Origin of the sequence: Brevundimonas sp., assembly GCF_027484365.1 — a bacterium.
Lineage (GTDB): Bacteria > Pseudomonadota > Alphaproteobacteria > Caulobacterales > Caulobacteraceae > Brevundimonas.
The window spans coordinates 102439-118252 of sequence record NZ_JAIXTC010000025.1; the positions used below are offsets into that span (position 1 = coordinate 102439).

A 15814-nucleotide genomic window follows, 5' to 3' on the forward strand; every position below is an offset into this window, starting at 1 on the left:
GTCAGTCGCCCGGAAGGGCCTCGACCTTGGGCGACTGGATGATGCCGTTCATGTCAGGCTCGCCGGTGACGATGTACTCGAAATTGCCGGAGCCGCCTCCGTTGTACATGACGTGGAATTTCCACTCGCCCGACGGGCTGATGGAATCCAGCCTGCCCCAGACGAAGCCACCGTCTGTGGGCTCATAGGTCACCCAGCCCTGAGCGTTGGGAGCAGGAATGTCCTTGCTCTCGCGACAGCCGAAGATCTGAATGGGTTCGGCCGCCGGATCTACGACCCATGCGACCGCAGCGAAACACGACGGATCGAGCGGCGGCGTCGCCGGTTCATCGGCGCCGATCAGCGTCATTGCCGCAACCAGATGGATCATCACAGTCCCCTTCCCACTTGCGCACGACAGCGCGCGGAAAGAAGAGGATGAAAACAGCGTTCGGTCAACCAGCGAAGGGGTGGTAGGCGGCGACGGGTTCGAACCGCCGACCCTCTCGGTGTAAACGAGATGCTCTGACCAGCTGAGCTAGCCGCCCTCACCACGGACGCGGGTTGTGCCCTCACACGCTCGTCGGTTCAAGCCGCTTCAGCTCAAAGAAAACCTCCCCGCCGGTGGGCGGGGAGGCTGTTCCGGTCAGTGGCTGACGACGGTCGATCCGTCGGGGGCCGGAGGGGCCTGCGGAGCGGGGTTCAGCGGCTCCGCCACCTCATCCCACTCCACGGCGGTCAGGGAGCCGGTCAGGGCCCATTTCAGGGCCTCGTCCGCTGTAGAGATCGGGATGATCTCCAGCGCGCCCTTCACATTGTCCGGCACGTCGGCGAGATCCTTTTCGTTCTCCTGCGGGATCAGCACGGTCTTCACGCCGGAGCGCAGGGCCGCGAGCAGCTTCTCCTTCAGGCCGCCGATGGCGGTGACGCGGCCGCGCAGGGTGATCTCGCCGGTCATGGCGATGTCCTTGCGGATCGGCACGCCCGTCAGGACCGAGACCATGGCCACGGTCATGGCGACGCCGGCGGACGGCCCGTCCTTGGGCGTGGCGCCGTCCGGCACGTGGACGTGGATGTCGGTCTTCTCGAACACCGGCGGCTTGACGCCGAAGCTGAGCGAGCGCGCCCGGACGTAGGAGGCGGCGGCGGAGATGGACTCCTTCATCACGTCCTTCAGGTTGCCCGTGACGGTCATGCGACCGCGGCCCGGCATCTTGATCGCCTCGATGGTCAGGATGTCGCCGCCGAACTCGGTCCAGGCCAGGCCGGTGACGATTCCGACCTGATCCTCCTCATCCGTCTCACCATAACGGAACTTCTTCACCCCCGCGTACTCGGCCAGTTTGGCCTCGTCGACGGTGATGGAGAGCAGGTTCTGCTTGGACATCTCGCGCACGGCCTTGCGGGCCAGGCCGCCCAGGGCCCGTTCCAGCGACCGCACACCGGCTTCGCGGGTGTAGTAGCGGATCAGGTTGCGGATCTGCTCGTCGGGCACCACGAACTCGGCCGGCGTCAGGCCGTTGTCGGTCGTGACCTTGGGCAGGACGTGACGCTTGGCGATCTCGACCTTCTCGTCCTCGGTGTAGCCCGAGACCCGGATGATCTCCATCCGGTCGATCAGGGGCTGGGGCATGTTCAAGCTATTGGCGGTGGTGACGAACATGATGTTCGACAGGTCGTAGTCGACCTCCAGATAGTGGTCGCCGAACGCGTTGTTCTGTGCCGGATCCAGCACCTCCAGCAGCGCCGAGGACGGGTCCCCGCGCCAGTCGGCCCCCAGCTTGTCGATCTCGTCCAGCAGGATGAAGGCGTTGGTCGTCTTCACCTTCTTCATCGACTGGATGATCTTGCCCGGCATCGACCCGATGTAGGTGCGGCGGTGACCGCGGATCTCGGCCTCGTCGCGCATACCGCCCAGAGACATGCGGACGTATTCCCGCCCGGTCGCCTTGGCGATCGACTTGGCCAGCGAGGTCTTGCCGACGCCCGGAGGGCCGACGAGGCACAGGATCGGGCCCTTGAGGCTGTTGGTGCGCGCCTGCACCGCCAGATACTCGATGATGCGTTCCTTGACCTTCTCGAGACCGTAGTGGTCCTCCTCGAGGATGGCCTCGGCCTTGTTCAGGTCGATCGGCTTTTGCTTGGTCTTGCCCCACGGGATGGATAGCAGCCAGTCGAGGTAGTTCCGGACCACCGTCGACTCGGCCGACATCGGGCTCATGTTGCGCAGCTTCTTGACCTCGGCCTCGGCCTTGGTGCGGGCTTCCTTGGACAGGCGCGTCTTACGGATGCGCTTCTCCAGCTCCATGATCTCGTCGCGCGCGTCGTCGGTCTCACCCAGCTCGCGCTGGATCGCCTTCATCTGCTCGTTCAGATAGTATTCGCGCTGGGTCTTCTCCATCTGGCGCTTCACGCGCGAGCGGATCTTCTTCTCGACCTGCAGGACGGAGATCTCGCCTTCCATGAGGCCGTAGACCTTCTCCAGGCGGGCGGGGACCGCGATGGTTTCCAGCAGGGCCTGTTTGTCGGCGATCTTGACCGACAGATGGGCTGCAACGCTGTCGGCCAGTTTCGAGGCGTCAGTGATCTGGGGAATGGAAGACAGCGCCTCGGGCGGCACCTTCTTGTTCAGCTTCACATAGCTCTCGAACTGTTCGACCACGGCGCGCAGCAGGGCCTCGGCCTGGGCCGGCTCGCCCAGGTCGTCCTCGATCTCCACCGCCTCGGCCTCGAAATAGTCCGCGCGATCGGTGAACCGGGTCAGGCGCGCGCGGCCCTTGCCTTCGACCAGGACCTTCACGGTGCCATCGGGCAGTTTCAACAGTTGCAGCACGGTGGCGAGCACGCCGACCGGATAGATGGCGTCCGGCGACGGATCGTCGTCGACACTGTTCTTCTGGGTGGCCAGCAGGATCTGCTTTTCACCCTTCATGATCTCGTCGAGCGCCCGCACGGATTTCTCGCGCCCTACGAAGAGCGGCACGACCATATGGGGAAAGACGACGATGTCCCGCAGAGGCAGGACGGGCAGAATTTTACTCTCGGACATTATGCGCTCCTGGGCCATTGACGATCTCCGGCCCGCCGCCCCCGACGTCCCGCGATATGCAGCGACACCCTGGAGAGGCCCGTCGATTCCGACGGCGTTCGAGTGAGTATGTGGCCCCTTGGCCCCCGGGTTCAAGCGGTGCGCTGGCGAACGGGTCTGACGTCCGGGCTGGGGGGCGATTCACATCTCGAGGTGCCCGAAATGTCTTTCGGGCGCCTCCAGTTCCTGCCGGTAGAAGGCGCTCGGGCTCAGGCCGGTGAATGCCTGAAAATCCCGGGCCATGTGACGGTGATCATGATAGCCGGCGTCCAGCGCCAGGCTGAGCCAGTCCCAGTCGTGGTGCGTATTGCGGGCCCGTAACAGGCGATCGAAGCGTGCGATCCGCCCGAAAACGCTGGGCTCGACGCCGATCCGGTCGAGGAAACTGCGGTGAAGTTGGCGAGTGCTCAAACCGGCTCGATCCGCCAGTCGAGACAACGATCCCGTCGCCCCCACACCCAGCTGATGGGCCGCCCAATCGGCCGCGTGCCCATCGATGCGTCGTCGTTGTTCCGCTCGCGCGACAAGCCGGGACATCAATTCATCTACAATCGGAACCATGGCGTCAGCGGTATCAACGGCCGACAGCGCCGATGCGGCGGATGCCACGTCCCGGCCCAGCACGACTTCGGCATCTACGAAGCCATCGGTCAGCTCTACCGACCTGAGACCGCCCGTCAGACGAAAAAGGGCTCCCGGCCTGAATTCGACCTGGAAGACGCAGAAATCCCGTCCGCCGCAACGGTACTCCATCGCCGTCGCCTGTCCGATCAGGACCGCTCTGGGCTTGGTCACCGACAAGCCCGCACTCGGGCGGCTCACGATCTCCGGGTCGCGCGGATAGAAGGCCAGCGCGCAGGCGGGACGTGGCCAATAGGCCTTAGCCGGCGCCGCCGCGACCGAGCGGAAATCCAGTTGAATGATCTGGTAACGGCTGACCCAACCCCGAAGGGCCGGCGCAGGCAGCGCGTCCCGAAACACTGGCTTCACGGTGATGTCCTTTCGACCTTGGTCAAACACCTTCGATCGGATCGAGCCCCGGTCCAAGCCGCCTCATGCCGTGGGCGGCGAAGAGCGCCGCCTCTTCGGCCTCCGACGGCGGGCCGGCCAGCTCTGCCATGGCGCGGAAGAAATTCTCCATGTCGCCCGCCGGGGTGAACATGAACAGCATCCGGCCGATGTCGCTCAACTGGGCGAAGGTGTGGGGCTCCCCTCGCGGCAGAAAGATCGTATCGCCCGCCCGCAGACGCCGCCGCTCGGTTCCGACCTGGAACAGATAGTCGCCACCGTGGATATAGAACATTTCGTCCTGATCGGGATGGACGTGCAGAGGCGGGCCGCCCGGGACGTGGCCGACGTACTCAAAGACAGCCAGTCGCCCGCCGGTGTCGCGCCCCGACACCTTGATGTCGTTCGGACTGGTGCCGCCGAAAAGGCGGGTCCGCTCGCGAAACCGCCCCTCTCCGGCAGCGGTGACGAACCCCTTGCCGGCATCTTCGCGTGCATCTGCCGCGGAGACGCCCGCCGAGCCGACAGCCCCGCCCACCAGCAATGCCGAAAACTGTCTACGATCCATGTCCGCCTCCATCTGTTGGTGGCGGAAAGTCTAGACCCGGTCCGGAAGACCGGTTGGTAAGGATCGGACGTCAGGCGGCTCCGTCGGCCGCCTTTTTCTTCTCGGCGTAGATCAGAAGGGGCTGGGCCTTGCCGTCGATGACCTCGGCATTGACGACGACTTCCTCGACGCCCTCGAAGGTCGGCAGTTCGAACATCGTCTCCAGCAGGATGCCTTCCAGGATGGAACGCAGGCCGCGCGCGCCGGTCTTGCGCGTGATGGCCTTCTTGGCGATGGCATTAAGAGCGTCGTCGGTGAACGTCAGATTGACGTTCTCCATCTCGAACAGTCGCCTGTACTGCTTGACCAGGGCGTTCTTCGGCTCGGTCAGGATGGTGACCAGGGCTGTTTCATCCAGGTCTTCCAGCGTCGCCAGAACCGGCAGACGGCCGATGAACTCCGGGATCAGGCCGAACCGCATCAGGTCGTCGGGCTCGACGCCCTTCAGGATGTCGCCGGTGCGGCGTTCGTCGACGTTCGACACCTTGGCGCCGAAGCCGATCGAGGCGCCCGCTCCGCGCGCCGAGATAACCTTCTCCAGCCCGGCGAAGGCGCCGCCGACGATGAACAGGATGTTGGCCGTGTCGACCTGCAGGAACTCCTGCTGCGGGTGCTTGCGGCCGCCCTGGGGCGGCACGGAGGCGACCGTGCCTTCCATGATCTTCAGCAGGGCCTGCTGCACGCCCTCGCCCGAGACGTCGCGGGTAATCGAGGGATTGTCGGACTTGCGCGAGATCTTGTCGATCTCGTCGATGTAGACGATGCCGCGCTGGGCCCGCTCGACGTTGTAGTCGGAGGCCTGGAGCAGCTTCAGGATGATGTTCTCGACGTCCTCGCCCACATAACCGGCTTCGGTCAGGGTGGTGGCGTCAGCCATGGTGAAGGGCACGTCGATGATGCGGGCCAGCGTCTGTGCCAGCAGCGTCTTGCCCGAGCCCGTGGGCCCGATCAGCATGATGTTCGACTTGGCCAACTCGACGTCGTTGTTCTTCGTCGCGTGGTTCAGGCGCTTGTAATGGTTATGGACTGCGACCGAGAGCACCTTCTTGGCGTGGCTCTGGCCGATCACATAGTCGTCGAGGACTTCGCGGATTTCCTTCGGCGTGGGAACGCCGTCCTTGGATTTCACGAAGCCGATCTTGTGCTCTTCGCGGATGATATCCATGCACAGTTCGACGCATTCATCGCAGATGAACACGGTCGGTCCGGCGATGAGCTTGCGCACCTCGTGCTGGCTCTTGCCGCAGAACGAGCAATAGAGCGTCGACTTGGCGTCGGTGCCGGCTGCTTTGGTCATAGACCCTTCTCACTCTCGCGCCGTTCTGGGAGACGGGCGCGCTTTCCACGCGTTGATTCCACCACTATGGACGCGAAGATATTCAAAAAATGACAATCACCCATCCGAACGCTCGCCACAACCCCGCCGACGACCGGCGAAGTGCGACTCACGTGGACTGTTCAGGCTGGATGGAGATCACGGCGAATGGGTGACATGGGCGCCACGGCGGGCTTTCGCCAGTCCGATGACCCTGCGCGGCCCATCGTCGCGTTCGATTTCGACGGTACTCTGACGGTTCGCGACAGCTTCACCCAGTTCCTGCGCTGGCGGGCGGGCGCAGGCGGCTGGGCGCTTGGACTGGTCAGGATGGGCAAGGCCACGACAGCCTATGCGCGGGATCGGGACCGGGGGGCGATCAAGGCCGCATCAGTGAAGGTCTTCCTGAAAGGCGTGACCCGGACCGCGCTTGAGGCAGACGCCGCCCGGTTCGCCGATGCGAACTGGGACAAATTCATGCGGCCCGACGCGCTCAAGGTCTGGGATGACTGGGGAAGCAGGGGCGCTCATCGCGTGATCGTGACCGCATCGCCCGAGATCACCGTGGCTCCGTTCGCCCGACGACTTGGTGCGGAGGATCTTCTGGGAACCCATCTGACCTTCGACGACCAGGACCGGATCACCGGCGCCTTCTCCAGTCCCAACTGTCGCGGCGAGGAGAAGGTGCGCCGCCTGCACGAGGCCTTTGGTCCCGATCTGAAGCTGGCGGCGGCCTATGGCGATACGTCGGGCGACACCGAAATGCTCGCGATCGCGGAACTGCCGGGCTTCCGCGTGTTCAAGGGACGCCCCGCGCGGATCTAGTGGCCGTTCGCGTCCACATCGAAGACCACGGCCTTGCCGCGCGAAGTCGGGTCCCAGCCGGCTGCGATGGCGGATGCGACGGCGTTCCTGACGCTCTCGATATTGATCCGCTGGCGTTCGAAATTCGGCGTGCCGTTGGCGCGCATCACCATGGGGAACAGGACGATGGCTTCACGCTGGCCCTCGACCAGCTTCAGGGCGATGCCGATGCCGTCCCAATTGTTGCCCGTGGTCCGCTGGGGCTGGCGGCGGACCTCCCATTCATAGTCTTCGCCGTCGACCTGGACGACGCCTTTGAGGTCTCGCGTGTGCTGCATGGGGCGCTGATAGCACAAACGAAAAGGGCGCGCCGATCCCGACGCGCCCTTCCCTGTTCAATCGTCGGCGGGTTCGATCAGACGGTCTTGATGCCGTCGGCCTCGGCCTCGGTGCGCTTGTCGTAGACGTGGTCGACGATGCCCCAGGCCTTGGCTTCCTCGGCAGTCATGAAGTGATCGCGGTCCAGGGTGCGCTCGACTTCCTCATAGGTCCGGCCGGTGTGGTGGACGTAGATCTCGTTCAGGCGGCGCTTGGTGGCGATGATATCCTCGGCGTGACGCTCGATGTCCGAAGCCGTGCCCCGGAAGCCGCCCGAGGGCTGGTGCACCATGACGCGGGCGTTCGGCAGGGCGATACGCTGGCCCGCCTCGCCGGCCGTGAGGATCAGCGAGCCGGCCGACGCAGCCATGCCCATGACCACCGTCGAGACCGGCGACTTGATGTATTGCATGGTGTCGTAGATCGCGAGCGCCGAGGTCACCTGGCCGCCGGGGCTGTTGATGTACATGCTGATTTCCTTCTTCGGATTTTCCGATTCCAGGAACAGCAGCTGGGCGCAGATCAGGCTGGCCATCCCGTCCTCGAACGGGCCGGTCAGGAAGATGATCCGCTCGCGCAGCAGGCGGGAGAAGATGTCGAAGGCCCGCTCGCCACGGCTGGACTGCTCCACCACCATGGGAACGAGGTTCGAGGAAATGTAGTCGATCGGGTCGCGCATGGAATCTCGCTGATGCAGGGGCCCGCGACTCAGGTCGATCGCGGTTCCGGTCTCATATTGCGGTCCGGCGCAAGCGATACAAGCGGGCGTGGTCTGGAAACCCGCTCAATCCCTACTGTTCGCCCTGATCCTCATCGTCCTGGCGGGCCATGCCGCCGGCGATCGCGCCGACCTGACGCGAGACCTGCAGAGCGCTCAGCTCTGCGGAATAGAGTTCGCGCAGATAGAGCAGATCCCAGTCACTCATGCCCGGGACGCCGCCCGGGTCGTCAAAAAGGTTCAGGACGGATTCAAAGCTTGAGACGTCAGATTCGGGATCGACCTGGGCCATGCTGACCATGGCGATATAGTCGCCGAGCTGTCTGACATCGACCGTGCCGATGCGGTTCACGTCGACGATGACCATGACCCGAGAGATGGCGTTGATGTCCTGGGTGCGCAGCCGGCTGGCGCCGTCAATGGCGCGCCGCTGCGGCTCCTGGCCTGGAATTCGAACGGTCAGTTCGCCGGTTCGGGCATCGAGCGGCAGGGTGAGCATCCACCAGCGCACAGGGGCGTCGGAGGTGCGGAAGGCATTCAGGGCGCGGTAGGTCAGCGAAGTCCCTGCGATCCCCGTAATGTAGGCCCTCGGTCGGGCCTCGATGAGACTGCTGGCCATGGCCGCCCCGTCGTCGGTGCCGACGATGATCACATTGGCCTTGCAACCGGGCTCGCCGGCCTGCAGGCCAAGTTCGATCACCCGGTCGACGATACGGTCGACCAGGGCCTGCGCCACCTCCCGCTGCATGTTCACGACGCCCGGACAGATCGCGTCGGTCGTGCGCCAGCGGGCAATGCCGCGCCGGGGCGGCATGACCAGAATTTCATTGGTGAAGGCGCGAGCGGCTTCATAGGCCGTGCGCCGCTGCCCCTGGACCTCAATCGTCGGCAATGCCGTTGAAGAGTCCTGCCCCTGCGCCTGCGGGGTCCCGGCCCCCGCAAGCATCAGAGCGATCGAGAGAGCCGATACCAGCACGCGAAACCTCACTACCTATACGCGCAGAGACGCTACCGATCCGCCGGTCGCGCGTGCAAGGATTACTCCTCGTCTTCTTCCTTGAGCAGCTCTTCCTTGGTGATCGGCGTATCGGTCACCGTGGCCTGATCGAAGATCAGGTCGACGACCTTCTCCTCATAGATCGGGGCACGCATCTGGGCGGCGGCGTTCGGGTTCTGGCGGTAGAAGTCCAGCACCATACGCTCCTGGCCCGGATAGTTGCGGGCCTCTGCCATGATCGCCTGGTTCAGTTCCTGATCCGTCACGCCGACGTTATTGGTCCGGCCGATTTCAGCGAGCACCAGGCCCAGGCGGACGCGGCGCTCGGCGATCTTGCGGTACTCTTCCTTGAGCGTCTTCTCGGACTTCTTGGCGTCTTCCGTCGTCAGGTTGCCGGCTTCCTTGTCGGCCTCAACCTGTTTCCATATGCCGTCGAACTCGGCCTCGACCATCTTTGGCGGCAGGTCGAAGCTGTGGGCCGTATCCAGCTGGTCCAGCAGGGCGCGCTTCTGCTTGAAGCGGGCGGCGCCGGCATACTGCTGGTTCAGGTTCTGACGCAGCAGGTCCTTCAGCTTGTCCAGGGACTCGAGACCAATGCGCTTGGCGAACTCATCGTCGACGACGCTTTCAGCCTCGGCCTTGATGGCCTTCACCTTGATGTCGAAGGTCGCCAGTTTACCGGCCAGATTGGCGGCCTGGTAGTTCTCGGGGAAGGTGACCTCGATGGTCTTCTCTTCGCCAACCTTGGCGCCCTTGAGCTGCTCCTCGAAGCCGGGAATGAAGCGGTTCGAGCCGATGACCAGGTCGGCGTCTTCGGCGGTGCCGCCGTCGAAGGCGACGCCGTCCAGCTTGCCGAGGTAGTCGATCGTGACCTGGTCGCCGTCGGCGGCCTTCACGGCCTTACCCTTCTTGTCCTCATAGGACTTGGCCTGACCGGCAAGTTCCTTCAGGGCCTCGTCGAGGTCCTCGTCCGACGCTTCATACACCGGACGGTCCAGCTTCAGGGTCTTGGGGTCGACCGGGGTGAAGTCCGGCATGACTTCCAGGGCCATCTCGAACGCCAGATCGTCGGAACCGGCCAGGACCTTTTCCATGTCCGAGGTCAGCTTCATGTCGGCCGGGGCGGCCGGACGCACCTTGATCTCGTCCAGGGCGGCCTGGCTCGACTGATTGATCGCGTCGTTGACGATCTCGCCCATCATGTCGCGGCCGAAGGTTTTCTTGACGTGCGAGGCGGGCACCTTGCCGGGACGGAAGCCCTTCAGCTTCATCTTCGGGGCCATCTCGGCCAGTTTGGCGTCCAGCTTTGCGTTCAGTTCGGCGACCGGCACAGTCACGGTGATGACGCGGCTCAGGCCTTCGGTGGTGTTTTGGACGACTTGCATGGGACGTATCTGACGCTCTGGGGCGGCGCCGGAAGGTCGGCGCACGCGAAGATGGGAAATGCAGAAAGGGCCGCCCCTTCCGGAGCGGCGCCTCGAAGCCCGCCCTTATGTCGAGATGGGCTCCAAAGGTCAACGCGGAGGCTGTTTGACCGGACGCACAGGCTCGCTATGTCGGAGGAATGACCCAGTCCGCCTCCCAGGCCCCCTCCCCCGTCGGCGTGTTCGTGACGCCGGTGACCCCGTTGCAGCAGAACTGCACCACTGTCTGGTGCACTGCTACCCTCAAGGCGGCCGTGATCGATCCGGGCGGTTCGGTGGACCAGATCATCGCCGAGGTGGCGCGCCGCGGCCTGACCCTCGACCAGATCTGGATCACCCACGGTCATCTCGATCATGCCGCGGGTGCGGCGGAGATGGCGGAGAAGTCGGGGGCGCCGATCATCGGCCCGCACCCGGAAGATCAGTTCTGGATCGCGGATCTGCCCGAGCACGGCCAGCGCTGGGGCATTCCCGACGCCCGCACCTTCGTCCCGACGCGCTGGCTGGACGACGGCGATGCCGTGACCTTGGGCGAGACGACCTGGGAGGTGGCGCACTGCCCCGGGCACACGCCCGGCCATGTGATCTTCTTCAACCGGGCCTCCCGCTTCGCCCAGGTCGGCGACGTCCTGTTCAAGGGGTCGGTGGGGCGCACGGATTTCCCGCGCAGCGACCCGTCCGCCCTGATCCGCTCGATCGTGACCAGGCTCTGGCCTCTCGGAGACGACGTGACCTTCGTCCCGGGGCACGGTCCGATCTCGACCTTCGGGGAGGAGCGCCGGACCAATCCCTATGTGTCTGATGCCGCGGTGGCCCGGACGCCGCTGGTCAGGCCGGCGTCAGGACCGGCCTGACGCCTCAGCGGCGCAGCAGGAGGCCGATCAGGACGCCGACTCCCAGCGCAAGGACCGTGGCCTTCATCGGCCTTTCCTCGATCCGCGACCTGATCAGGGCCGCCTGTTCACGCGCCCGGTCACGACCGGTCTGGAGATCGGATCGGAGCGCCTGACGAACACCCGCGTCGCGGGCGAAGGTGCGACCCTCTGCTTCGGCCATCCAGCGGTCGCCGGCGCGGTCCAGGCGGGCTCGCTGCCGGTCGCTCTCGTCGACAATGTCCTCGGGGCTGAGGGCGGCGGGATTGATGTCCGTCATCGGAAACTCCTCGGGTTTTGTGATCCGGATGAGTGAACCCGGGCGGCCCGTGACAGTTCCGGTCTGTGACACCCGTCCACACAGGAAAGCCAGCCCCATGACCGACCCCACGCCGCAGCCCGAAATCACCCCGCCGATGACACCGTCGCCGCAACCTGAAATCGATCCCGCAGGCACGCCCGACGAGGTGCCGCCCCAGCCCGGCGACACTGATGGAGAGGTCGACAGACCAGGCGCTGACTGATTCGCACACTGTTGAAATCCCGGTTGTTCGGAACCGCCACCGGCCTTCGGGGTTTCCCTCTGCAACCGCCAGCATAAAGTCGAAAGGGAGCCTCGCATGGCCCAAGGTCAGCCCAACCGTCCCTCCGGAGTTTCCAAACGGGGCTTCGCCTCGATGGACCCGGAGCGACAGCGGGAGATCGCGCGCAAGGGCGGCGCCAGCGTCCCCAGCGAAAAGCGCAGCTTCTCCCAGGACCGCAGTCTGGCCGCCCAGGCCGGCCGGAAGGGCGGCGAAGCCTCGCACGGTTCGCGTCGCCCCGACGAGGACACCGAGGCTGAAGGCCAGGCCGAATAGCGTCCGGGCCGGGACAACGATGAGGGCGGCCGGTGCGAACCGGCCGCCCTTTTTGTTGGCCGACCGACCTGTCGGCAGTCCGACGCCCCTCTCAGGTTCGTCCGTCCGTCCGGACAAAAAACACCCTGACGAAACGGACGAAACGGACGAAAATTCGGCTCGCCCTCTCCACGAAACGAGAGGCAGTAGCTTACACCCGCGCCGGACGAGGGCGCATCCGGACCGCGTCTATGCCCGCCACAGCTGGCCAGATCGCGATTTCGATGTCGCAAGAAAAATTATCTTCGACGCGATCCGGCGCACTGACGGAATGCCGGGCCCTGCGGATCAGTGTCAGGCCGCGAGCAGAACCAGGGCCACCGATGGATCAGGACTCTGCTCGAAAGACACCACCCGCCAGCCCGCGGCCTCGGCCATCGCCGTCACGGAGCCCCGCGTGAACTTGCGCGAGCTCTCGGTATGGATGGTATCGCCCGCCGCAAACGCGATCACCACTCCGCCGATCCGGACCTCCATGTCGCGTGTGGCGCGCAGGTGCATCTCCATACGGGACCGCTCCACGTTCCAGATCGCCAGGTGTTCGAAGGCGTCGAGGTCGAAGTCGGCGCCCAGGTCCCGGTTCGCCCTGACCAGAAGGTTCCTGTTGAACGCCGCCGTCACGCCCTGGGCATCGTCATAGGCGGCGACCAGCACGGCCGGATCCTTGACCAGGTCGACGCCGAGGATGAACAGAGAGGACGGCCCCAGTCGGTCCCGGGCATTGGCCAGGAAGGCCACGGCCTGATCCGGCTCCAGATTGCCGATCGTCGAACCCGGGAAGAAGCCGATCCGACGGCCGCGCCCCAGTTCCGGCAGGGGCGCCAGATTGAGGAAGTCGCCGACCATCGGGGCCACCTCGAGGTGCGGATACGCCTCCGCGATGGCCGCCGCGGCGGCGTTGAGAGCGTCGGGGCTGATGTCGATCGGGACATAGGCCTGCAGGGTCGGAGCCGAGTCCAGCAGGATGCGCGTCTTCTCGCTGGCGCCGGACCCGAATTCGACCAGGACGGCGTCGTCGCCGAAATGTTCGGTCAATCCGGGAGCCATGACCCGCAGCAGGCCGGCCTCCTGCCGCGTCGGATAGTATTCGGGCAGGCGGGTGATGTCCTCGAACAGGTCCGACCCCGCGGCGTCATAGAACCATTTGGGCGACACCGACTTCTCCGGTCGCGACAGGCCGGCGACCAGTTCGGCACGGAACCGCGCGGTCTCCAGATCCTCGATCCGCACCCGCTCTCCCGCCGGAGCGTCGGAGGCCAGCCGCAGCCCCATGAAGGCCCAGCGCTGATGCGGATAAAAGAAGTTTCGATAGGTAGCGCGGGCGTGGCCGGCCGGCGTGGCGAATGAGCCCCCGCGCAGAACCCGTTGGTTCGCCATGAATTTCCCGTTGTACTCCGACGCCGTTCCCTCGGTCGGCCTGAAGCCGGGATAGGGGGAATAGGCGCTGGCGGTGTGCTGCCAGACCTCATTGAACAGGTTGGAGAAGACGTCCGGGGCCGTTGCGACCGCGCTCTCCCATTCGGCCTCAGTCGGCAGCCGCTTGCCGGCCCAGTGGGCGTAGGCATCAGCCTCATAGGCGCTGATGTGACGCACCGGGACGTCCGGATCGACCGGCGCCCGCCCGCCGAGTCCCAGAACCGTCCATTCGTCGTCGTCCTGCCGCCAGTAGAGCGGCGCCGCCCAACCCTCGGCCTTCACCACAGCCCAGCCGTCCGCCAGCCAGAGCTCGGGCCTGCGGTATCCGCCGTCCGCCATGAACGCCAGCCACTGACCGTTGGTGACAAGGTCGTGGTCCAGCAGGAAGGGCTCCAGCCAGACCCGATGGCGCGGCCCCTCGTTGTCGAAGGCGAAGCCCGCGCCGTCGTGGCCGATGTCGACGAGACCGCCCTCGAACCGGGTCTGACCGCCCCGCCCCGGCTGCAATGGCCCGCCCGGGCGCGGCTCGACAGCATAGGCCGCCGGATCCAGCGGCGAGCGCGACATCAGGTTCAGCAGGTCCATCAGGAAGAGCTCCTGATGCTGCTGGTCGTGCTGCAGACCGAGGACAAACAGATAGGCGGCCAGCGGATCGTCAAAGCCGCGCGCAATGCGTTCGGCCATCCGCCGGTCGATCTCGGCGCGATAGGCCAGGACCTCGTCCAGCGACGGGCGCGTCATCAGGCCGCGCTCGGGCCGTTCCACCCGCCGCCCGAGGCTCTCGTAATAGGAGTTGAACAGCTGCTGCAGACGCGAATCGACGGGTTCGTATCCCGGCTGGGTCGCCAGGATCATCGCCTCGAAGAACCAGCTGGTGTGGGCCAGATGCCATTTGCCCGGACTGGCGTCGGGCATCGACTGCGCCGCCAGATCCTCGGCCGAAAGCGTCGCCGCCAGGGCGGGCATGGTCGCGCGGATGGAGCGATAACGCCCCAGATCATCCGCCCCGGGCGAGGCGGCTCGCGCAGTTGCTTTCATCAGACAGGCTCCAGCGGCGCAAGACGGCCCCCCTTGGGTCGTTCGCGTCGGGCTAACACATCGGTTCCGGTTTCGTTGCCTTCAAGAAGAGGTTACACGCCCGGCCGCGCGCATGCTGACAGCGTGGTGGCAGCAGACGACGTTGAACCCTGCCCCGAACCGCAAGGTCGGTCGAGCGCGCAGCGGCCGCACGCGCCATACCGCGACCGCCACGACGGATGAGGACGATGACGACGGCGCTCCACCAATACCATGCCCGGATGCTGAGGGGGCTGGATCACATCGACCGGCATCTGGAGGGCGATCTGGACCTGGAGGCGATGAGCGGCGTCGCGGCGTTTTCCAAATTCCATTTCCACCGGCACTTCAAGGCCACCTTCGGGGTGTCCCCGCACCAATATGTCCAGTTGGCCCGCATGCGGCAGGCCTCGAAACGGCTGGCCGATGGCCAGGGGCGGAGCATCACCGACATCGCCCTGGACGCCCGCTACGAGACGCCCGACGCCTTCGCCCGCGCCTTTCGGCAGACGTTCGCGCAGTCGCCGTCGCGTTTCCGGAAATCTCCCGACTGGGAGCCGTGGCTTGCGGCCTTCGGGCCGCTCAACTCAGCCAGGAGCAGGATCATGCAGCCGACTTTCACACCCGATCAGGTGACCATCCGCGATGGTGGCGCCGACCCGCGTGGCGATGTTCGAACATCGGGGCAATCCCGAGACCCTCGACGTCACCATCCAGAAATTCATCGCCTGGCGCAAAGCCGCCGGGATGTCGCCCAAGACCCATCCGGTCTTCAATATCTGGCACACTGAGCGGCGGCCGACGAACCCCGCCGACTATCGCATGGAGCTCTGCGTCGGCATCGATGCGGACCAATTTATCGATCCCGCCGACGAGACGGTCAGGGAAGGCGAGATTCCGGGCGGTCGCTGCGCTGTGCTCCGCGTGACCGGCGACACCCACAACCTGGAGCCCGCCGCCCTCTATCTTTACCGAGACTGGCTGCCGCCCAGCGGCGAGGAGATGCGCGACTTCCCCATCTACTGCCAGCGCTTCTTTCTGGACGAACCCGAACTGGGCACGGCGGCGGAACTGCACCTGCCGTTGAAGTAGGACAGCTTCCGCCCCCGCAGGTCACGGGGGCAGAGGCCCCCACTCAGCGAACCGGCCGGCCCCCGTGCTTGGCATACTCCAGCCGGGCAATGGCGCGATTGTGGACCTCGTCCGGACCGTCCGCGAGGCGAAGAGTTCGGACGGCTGCATACATCTCGGCCAGA

Annotated in this window: 17 protein-coding genes, 1 tRNA gene and 1 pseudogene; 6 read left to right on the top strand and 13 right to left on the bottom strand. The window is 65.4% G+C overall.

Annotated features, from left to right (window positions below; translation table 11 throughout):
• Position 1 precedes the first annotated feature (1 nt).
• From Q0044_RS13840 to clpX, 6 genes are all read right to left on the bottom strand, one after another.
• Positions 2 to 370 carry a hypothetical protein gene (locus tag Q0044_RS13840; RefSeq protein WP_298163030.1) on the bottom strand — a complete coding sequence of 123 codons (369 nt, stop codon included), beginning with the start codon at positions 368 to 370 and terminating at the stop codon, positions 2 to 4.
• An 80-nt stretch (positions 371 to 450) separates the two neighbouring features.
• Positions 451 to 527, bottom strand: a tRNA-Val gene (locus tag Q0044_RS13845).
• Between the two features lie 98 nt (positions 528 to 625).
• A complete protein-coding gene (lon, locus tag Q0044_RS13850; protein ID WP_298163032.1) occupies positions 626 to 3028 on the bottom strand; it encodes an endopeptidase La in 2403 nt (800 codons plus the stop codon).
• Between the two features lie 180 nt (positions 3029 to 3208).
• Complete coding sequence (locus Q0044_RS13855; protein WP_298163033.1) at positions 3209 to 4057, bottom strand: AraC family transcriptional regulator; 849 nt, start codon at positions 4055 to 4057, stop codon at positions 3209 to 3211.
• A 22-nt stretch (positions 4058 to 4079) separates the two neighbouring features.
• The gene (locus tag Q0044_RS13860; RefSeq protein ID WP_298163035.1) at positions 4080 to 4643 is read right to left on the bottom strand and encodes a cupin domain-containing protein; all 564 of its coding nucleotides are present in this window, start codon (positions 4641 to 4643) and stop codon (positions 4080 to 4082) included.
• 70 nt (positions 4644 to 4713) lie between these two features.
• Positions 4714 to 5979, bottom strand: coding sequence for an ATP-dependent Clp protease ATP-binding subunit ClpX (gene clpX, locus Q0044_RS13865; RefSeq protein ID WP_298163036.1), 1266 nt, complete (start codon positions 5977 to 5979; stop codon positions 4714 to 4716).
• A 186-nt stretch (positions 5980 to 6165) separates the two neighbouring features.
• On the opposite strand from clpX, the gene Q0044_RS13870 reads away from it, so the two are divergent.
• Positions 6166 to 6822 (top strand): HAD-IB family hydrolase, encoded by a 657-nt coding sequence (locus tag Q0044_RS13870; protein WP_298163037.1) that lies wholly within the window; start codon positions 6166 to 6168, stop codon positions 6820 to 6822.
• On the opposite strand, the gene Q0044_RS13875 is transcribed toward Q0044_RS13870, so the two are convergent.
• The 4 genes from Q0044_RS13875 to tig form a co-directional block, all read right to left on the bottom strand.
• The gene (locus tag Q0044_RS13875; protein WP_298163038.1) at positions 6819 to 7139 is read right to left on the bottom strand and encodes a hypothetical protein; all 321 of its coding nucleotides are present in this window, start codon (positions 7137 to 7139) and stop codon (positions 6819 to 6821) included. The two genes, Q0044_RS13870 and Q0044_RS13875, sit on opposite strands and share 4 nt — an antisense overlap.
• Before the next feature lie 77 nt (positions 7140 to 7216).
• The gene (locus Q0044_RS13880) at positions 7217 to 7858 is read right to left on the bottom strand and encodes an ATP-dependent Clp protease proteolytic subunit (protein ID WP_298163039.1); all 642 of its coding nucleotides are present in this window, start codon (positions 7856 to 7858) and stop codon (positions 7217 to 7219) included.
• A gap of 112 nt (positions 7859 to 7970) precedes the next feature.
• Complete coding sequence (locus Q0044_RS13885) at positions 7971 to 8873, bottom strand: hypothetical protein (protein WP_298163040.1); 903 nt, start codon at positions 8871 to 8873, stop codon at positions 7971 to 7973.
• Positions 8874 to 8935: 62 nt separating this feature from the next.
• Positions 8936 to 10279: a trigger factor gene (gene tig / locus Q0044_RS13890; RefSeq protein ID WP_298163041.1), complete on the bottom strand. Its 1344-nt coding sequence runs from the start codon at positions 10277 to 10279 to the stop codon at positions 8936 to 8938.
• 179 nt (positions 10280 to 10458) lie between these two features.
• On the opposite strand from tig, the gene Q0044_RS13895 reads away from it, so the two are divergent.
• Positions 10459 to 11172 (top strand): MBL fold metallo-hydrolase, encoded by a 714-nt coding sequence (locus tag Q0044_RS13895; RefSeq protein ID WP_298163043.1) that lies wholly within the window; start codon positions 10459 to 10461, stop codon positions 11170 to 11172.
• A 4-nt stretch (positions 11173 to 11176) separates the two neighbouring features.
• Here the strand turns inward: Q0044_RS13895 and Q0044_RS13900 are convergent, their stop codons facing one another.
• A complete protein-coding gene (locus Q0044_RS13900; RefSeq protein WP_298163044.1) occupies positions 11177 to 11470 on the bottom strand; it encodes a hypothetical protein in 294 nt (97 codons plus the stop codon).
• 97 nt (positions 11471 to 11567) lie between these two features.
• Here Q0044_RS13900 and Q0044_RS13905 point away from each other — a divergent pair, with 97 nt between their 5' ends.
• Together Q0044_RS13905 and Q0044_RS13910 are read left to right on the top strand one after the other, a co-directional pair.
• Positions 11568 to 11714 carry a hypothetical protein gene (locus Q0044_RS13905; protein WP_298163045.1) on the top strand — a complete coding sequence of 49 codons (147 nt, stop codon included), beginning with the start codon at positions 11568 to 11570 and terminating at the stop codon, positions 11712 to 11714.
• A gap of 96 nt (positions 11715 to 11810) precedes the next feature.
• On the top strand, positions 11811 to 12047 hold the full coding sequence (locus Q0044_RS13910; protein ID WP_298163046.1) for a con-10 family general stress protein: 237 nt from the start codon (positions 11811 to 11813) through the stop codon (positions 12045 to 12047).
• A 333-nt stretch (positions 12048 to 12380) separates the two neighbouring features.
• Here the strand turns inward: Q0044_RS13910 and egtB are convergent, their stop codons facing one another.
• Complete coding sequence (egtB, locus tag Q0044_RS13915) at positions 12381 to 14540, bottom strand: ergothioneine biosynthesis protein EgtB (protein WP_298163047.1); 2160 nt, start codon at positions 14538 to 14540, stop codon at positions 12381 to 12383.
• A gap of 320 nt (positions 14541 to 14860) precedes the next feature.
• On the opposite strand from egtB, the pseudogene Q0044_RS13920 reads away from it, so the two are divergent.
• Positions 14861 to 15040 (top strand): annotated as a pseudogene (locus tag Q0044_RS13920) (helix-turn-helix domain-containing protein); the annotation flags it as partial.
• A gap of 187 nt (positions 15041 to 15227) precedes the next feature.
• Positions 15228 to 15650 (top strand): AraC family transcriptional regulator, encoded by a 423-nt coding sequence (locus Q0044_RS13925; protein WP_298163048.1) that lies wholly within the window; start codon positions 15228 to 15230, stop codon positions 15648 to 15650.
• 43 nt (positions 15651 to 15693) lie between these two features.
• Here Q0044_RS13925 and Q0044_RS13930 read toward each other — a convergent pair.
• On the bottom strand, positions 15694 to 15814 hold a 121-nt coding region (locus Q0044_RS13930), incomplete at its 5' end, for a hypothetical protein (protein WP_298163052.1).

Bases quoted from the DNA above. Each gene is read 5' to 3' on its own strand.
- clpX (WP_298163036.1), bottom strand. From the start codon at position 5,979: ATGACCAAAGCAGCCGGCACCGACGCCAAGTCGACGCTCTATTGCTCG.
- egtB (WP_298163047.1), bottom strand. From the start codon at position 14,540: ATGAAAGCAACTGCGCGAGCCGCCTCGCCCGGGGCGGATGATCTGGGG.
- Q0044_RS13880 (WP_298163039.1), bottom strand. From the start codon at position 7,858: ATGCGCGACCCGATCGACTACATTTCCTCGAACCTCGTTCCCATGGTG.
- Q0044_RS13925 (WP_298163048.1), top strand. From the start codon at position 15,228: ATGTTCGAACATCGGGGCAATCCCGAGACCCTCGACGTCACCATCCAG.
- Q0044_RS13875 (WP_298163038.1), bottom strand. From the start codon at position 7,139: ATGCAGCACACGCGAGACCTCAAAGGCGTCGTCCAGGTCGACGGCGAA.
- Q0044_RS13860 (WP_298163035.1), bottom strand. From the start codon at position 4,643: ATGGATCGTAGACAGTTTTCGGCATTGCTGGTGGGCGGGGCTGTCGGC.
- Q0044_RS13900 (WP_298163044.1), bottom strand. From the start codon at position 11,470: ATGACGGACATCAATCCCGCCGCCCTCAGCCCCGAGGACATTGTCGAC.
- Q0044_RS13895 (WP_298163043.1), top strand. From the start codon at position 10,459: ATGACCCAGTCCGCCTCCCAGGCCCCCTCCCCCGTCGGCGTGTTCGTG.
- tig (WP_298163041.1), bottom strand. From the start codon at position 10,279: ATGCAAGTCGTCCAAAACACCACCGAAGGCCTGAGCCGCGTCATCACC.
- Q0044_RS13840 (WP_298163030.1), bottom strand. From the start codon at position 370: ATGATCCATCTGGTTGCGGCAATGACGCTGATCGGCGCCGATGAACCG.
- lon (WP_298163032.1), bottom strand. From the start codon at position 3,028: ATGTCCGAGAGTAAAATTCTGCCCGTCCTGCCTCTGCGGGACATCGTC.
- Q0044_RS13905 (WP_298163045.1), top strand. From the start codon at position 11,568: ATGACCGACCCCACGCCGCAGCCCGAAATCACCCCGCCGATGACACCG.
- Q0044_RS13870 (WP_298163037.1), top strand. From the start codon at position 6,166: ATGGGTGACATGGGCGCCACGGCGGGCTTTCGCCAGTCCGATGACCCT.
- Q0044_RS13910 (WP_298163046.1), top strand. From the start codon at position 11,811: ATGGCCCAAGGTCAGCCCAACCGTCCCTCCGGAGTTTCCAAACGGGGC.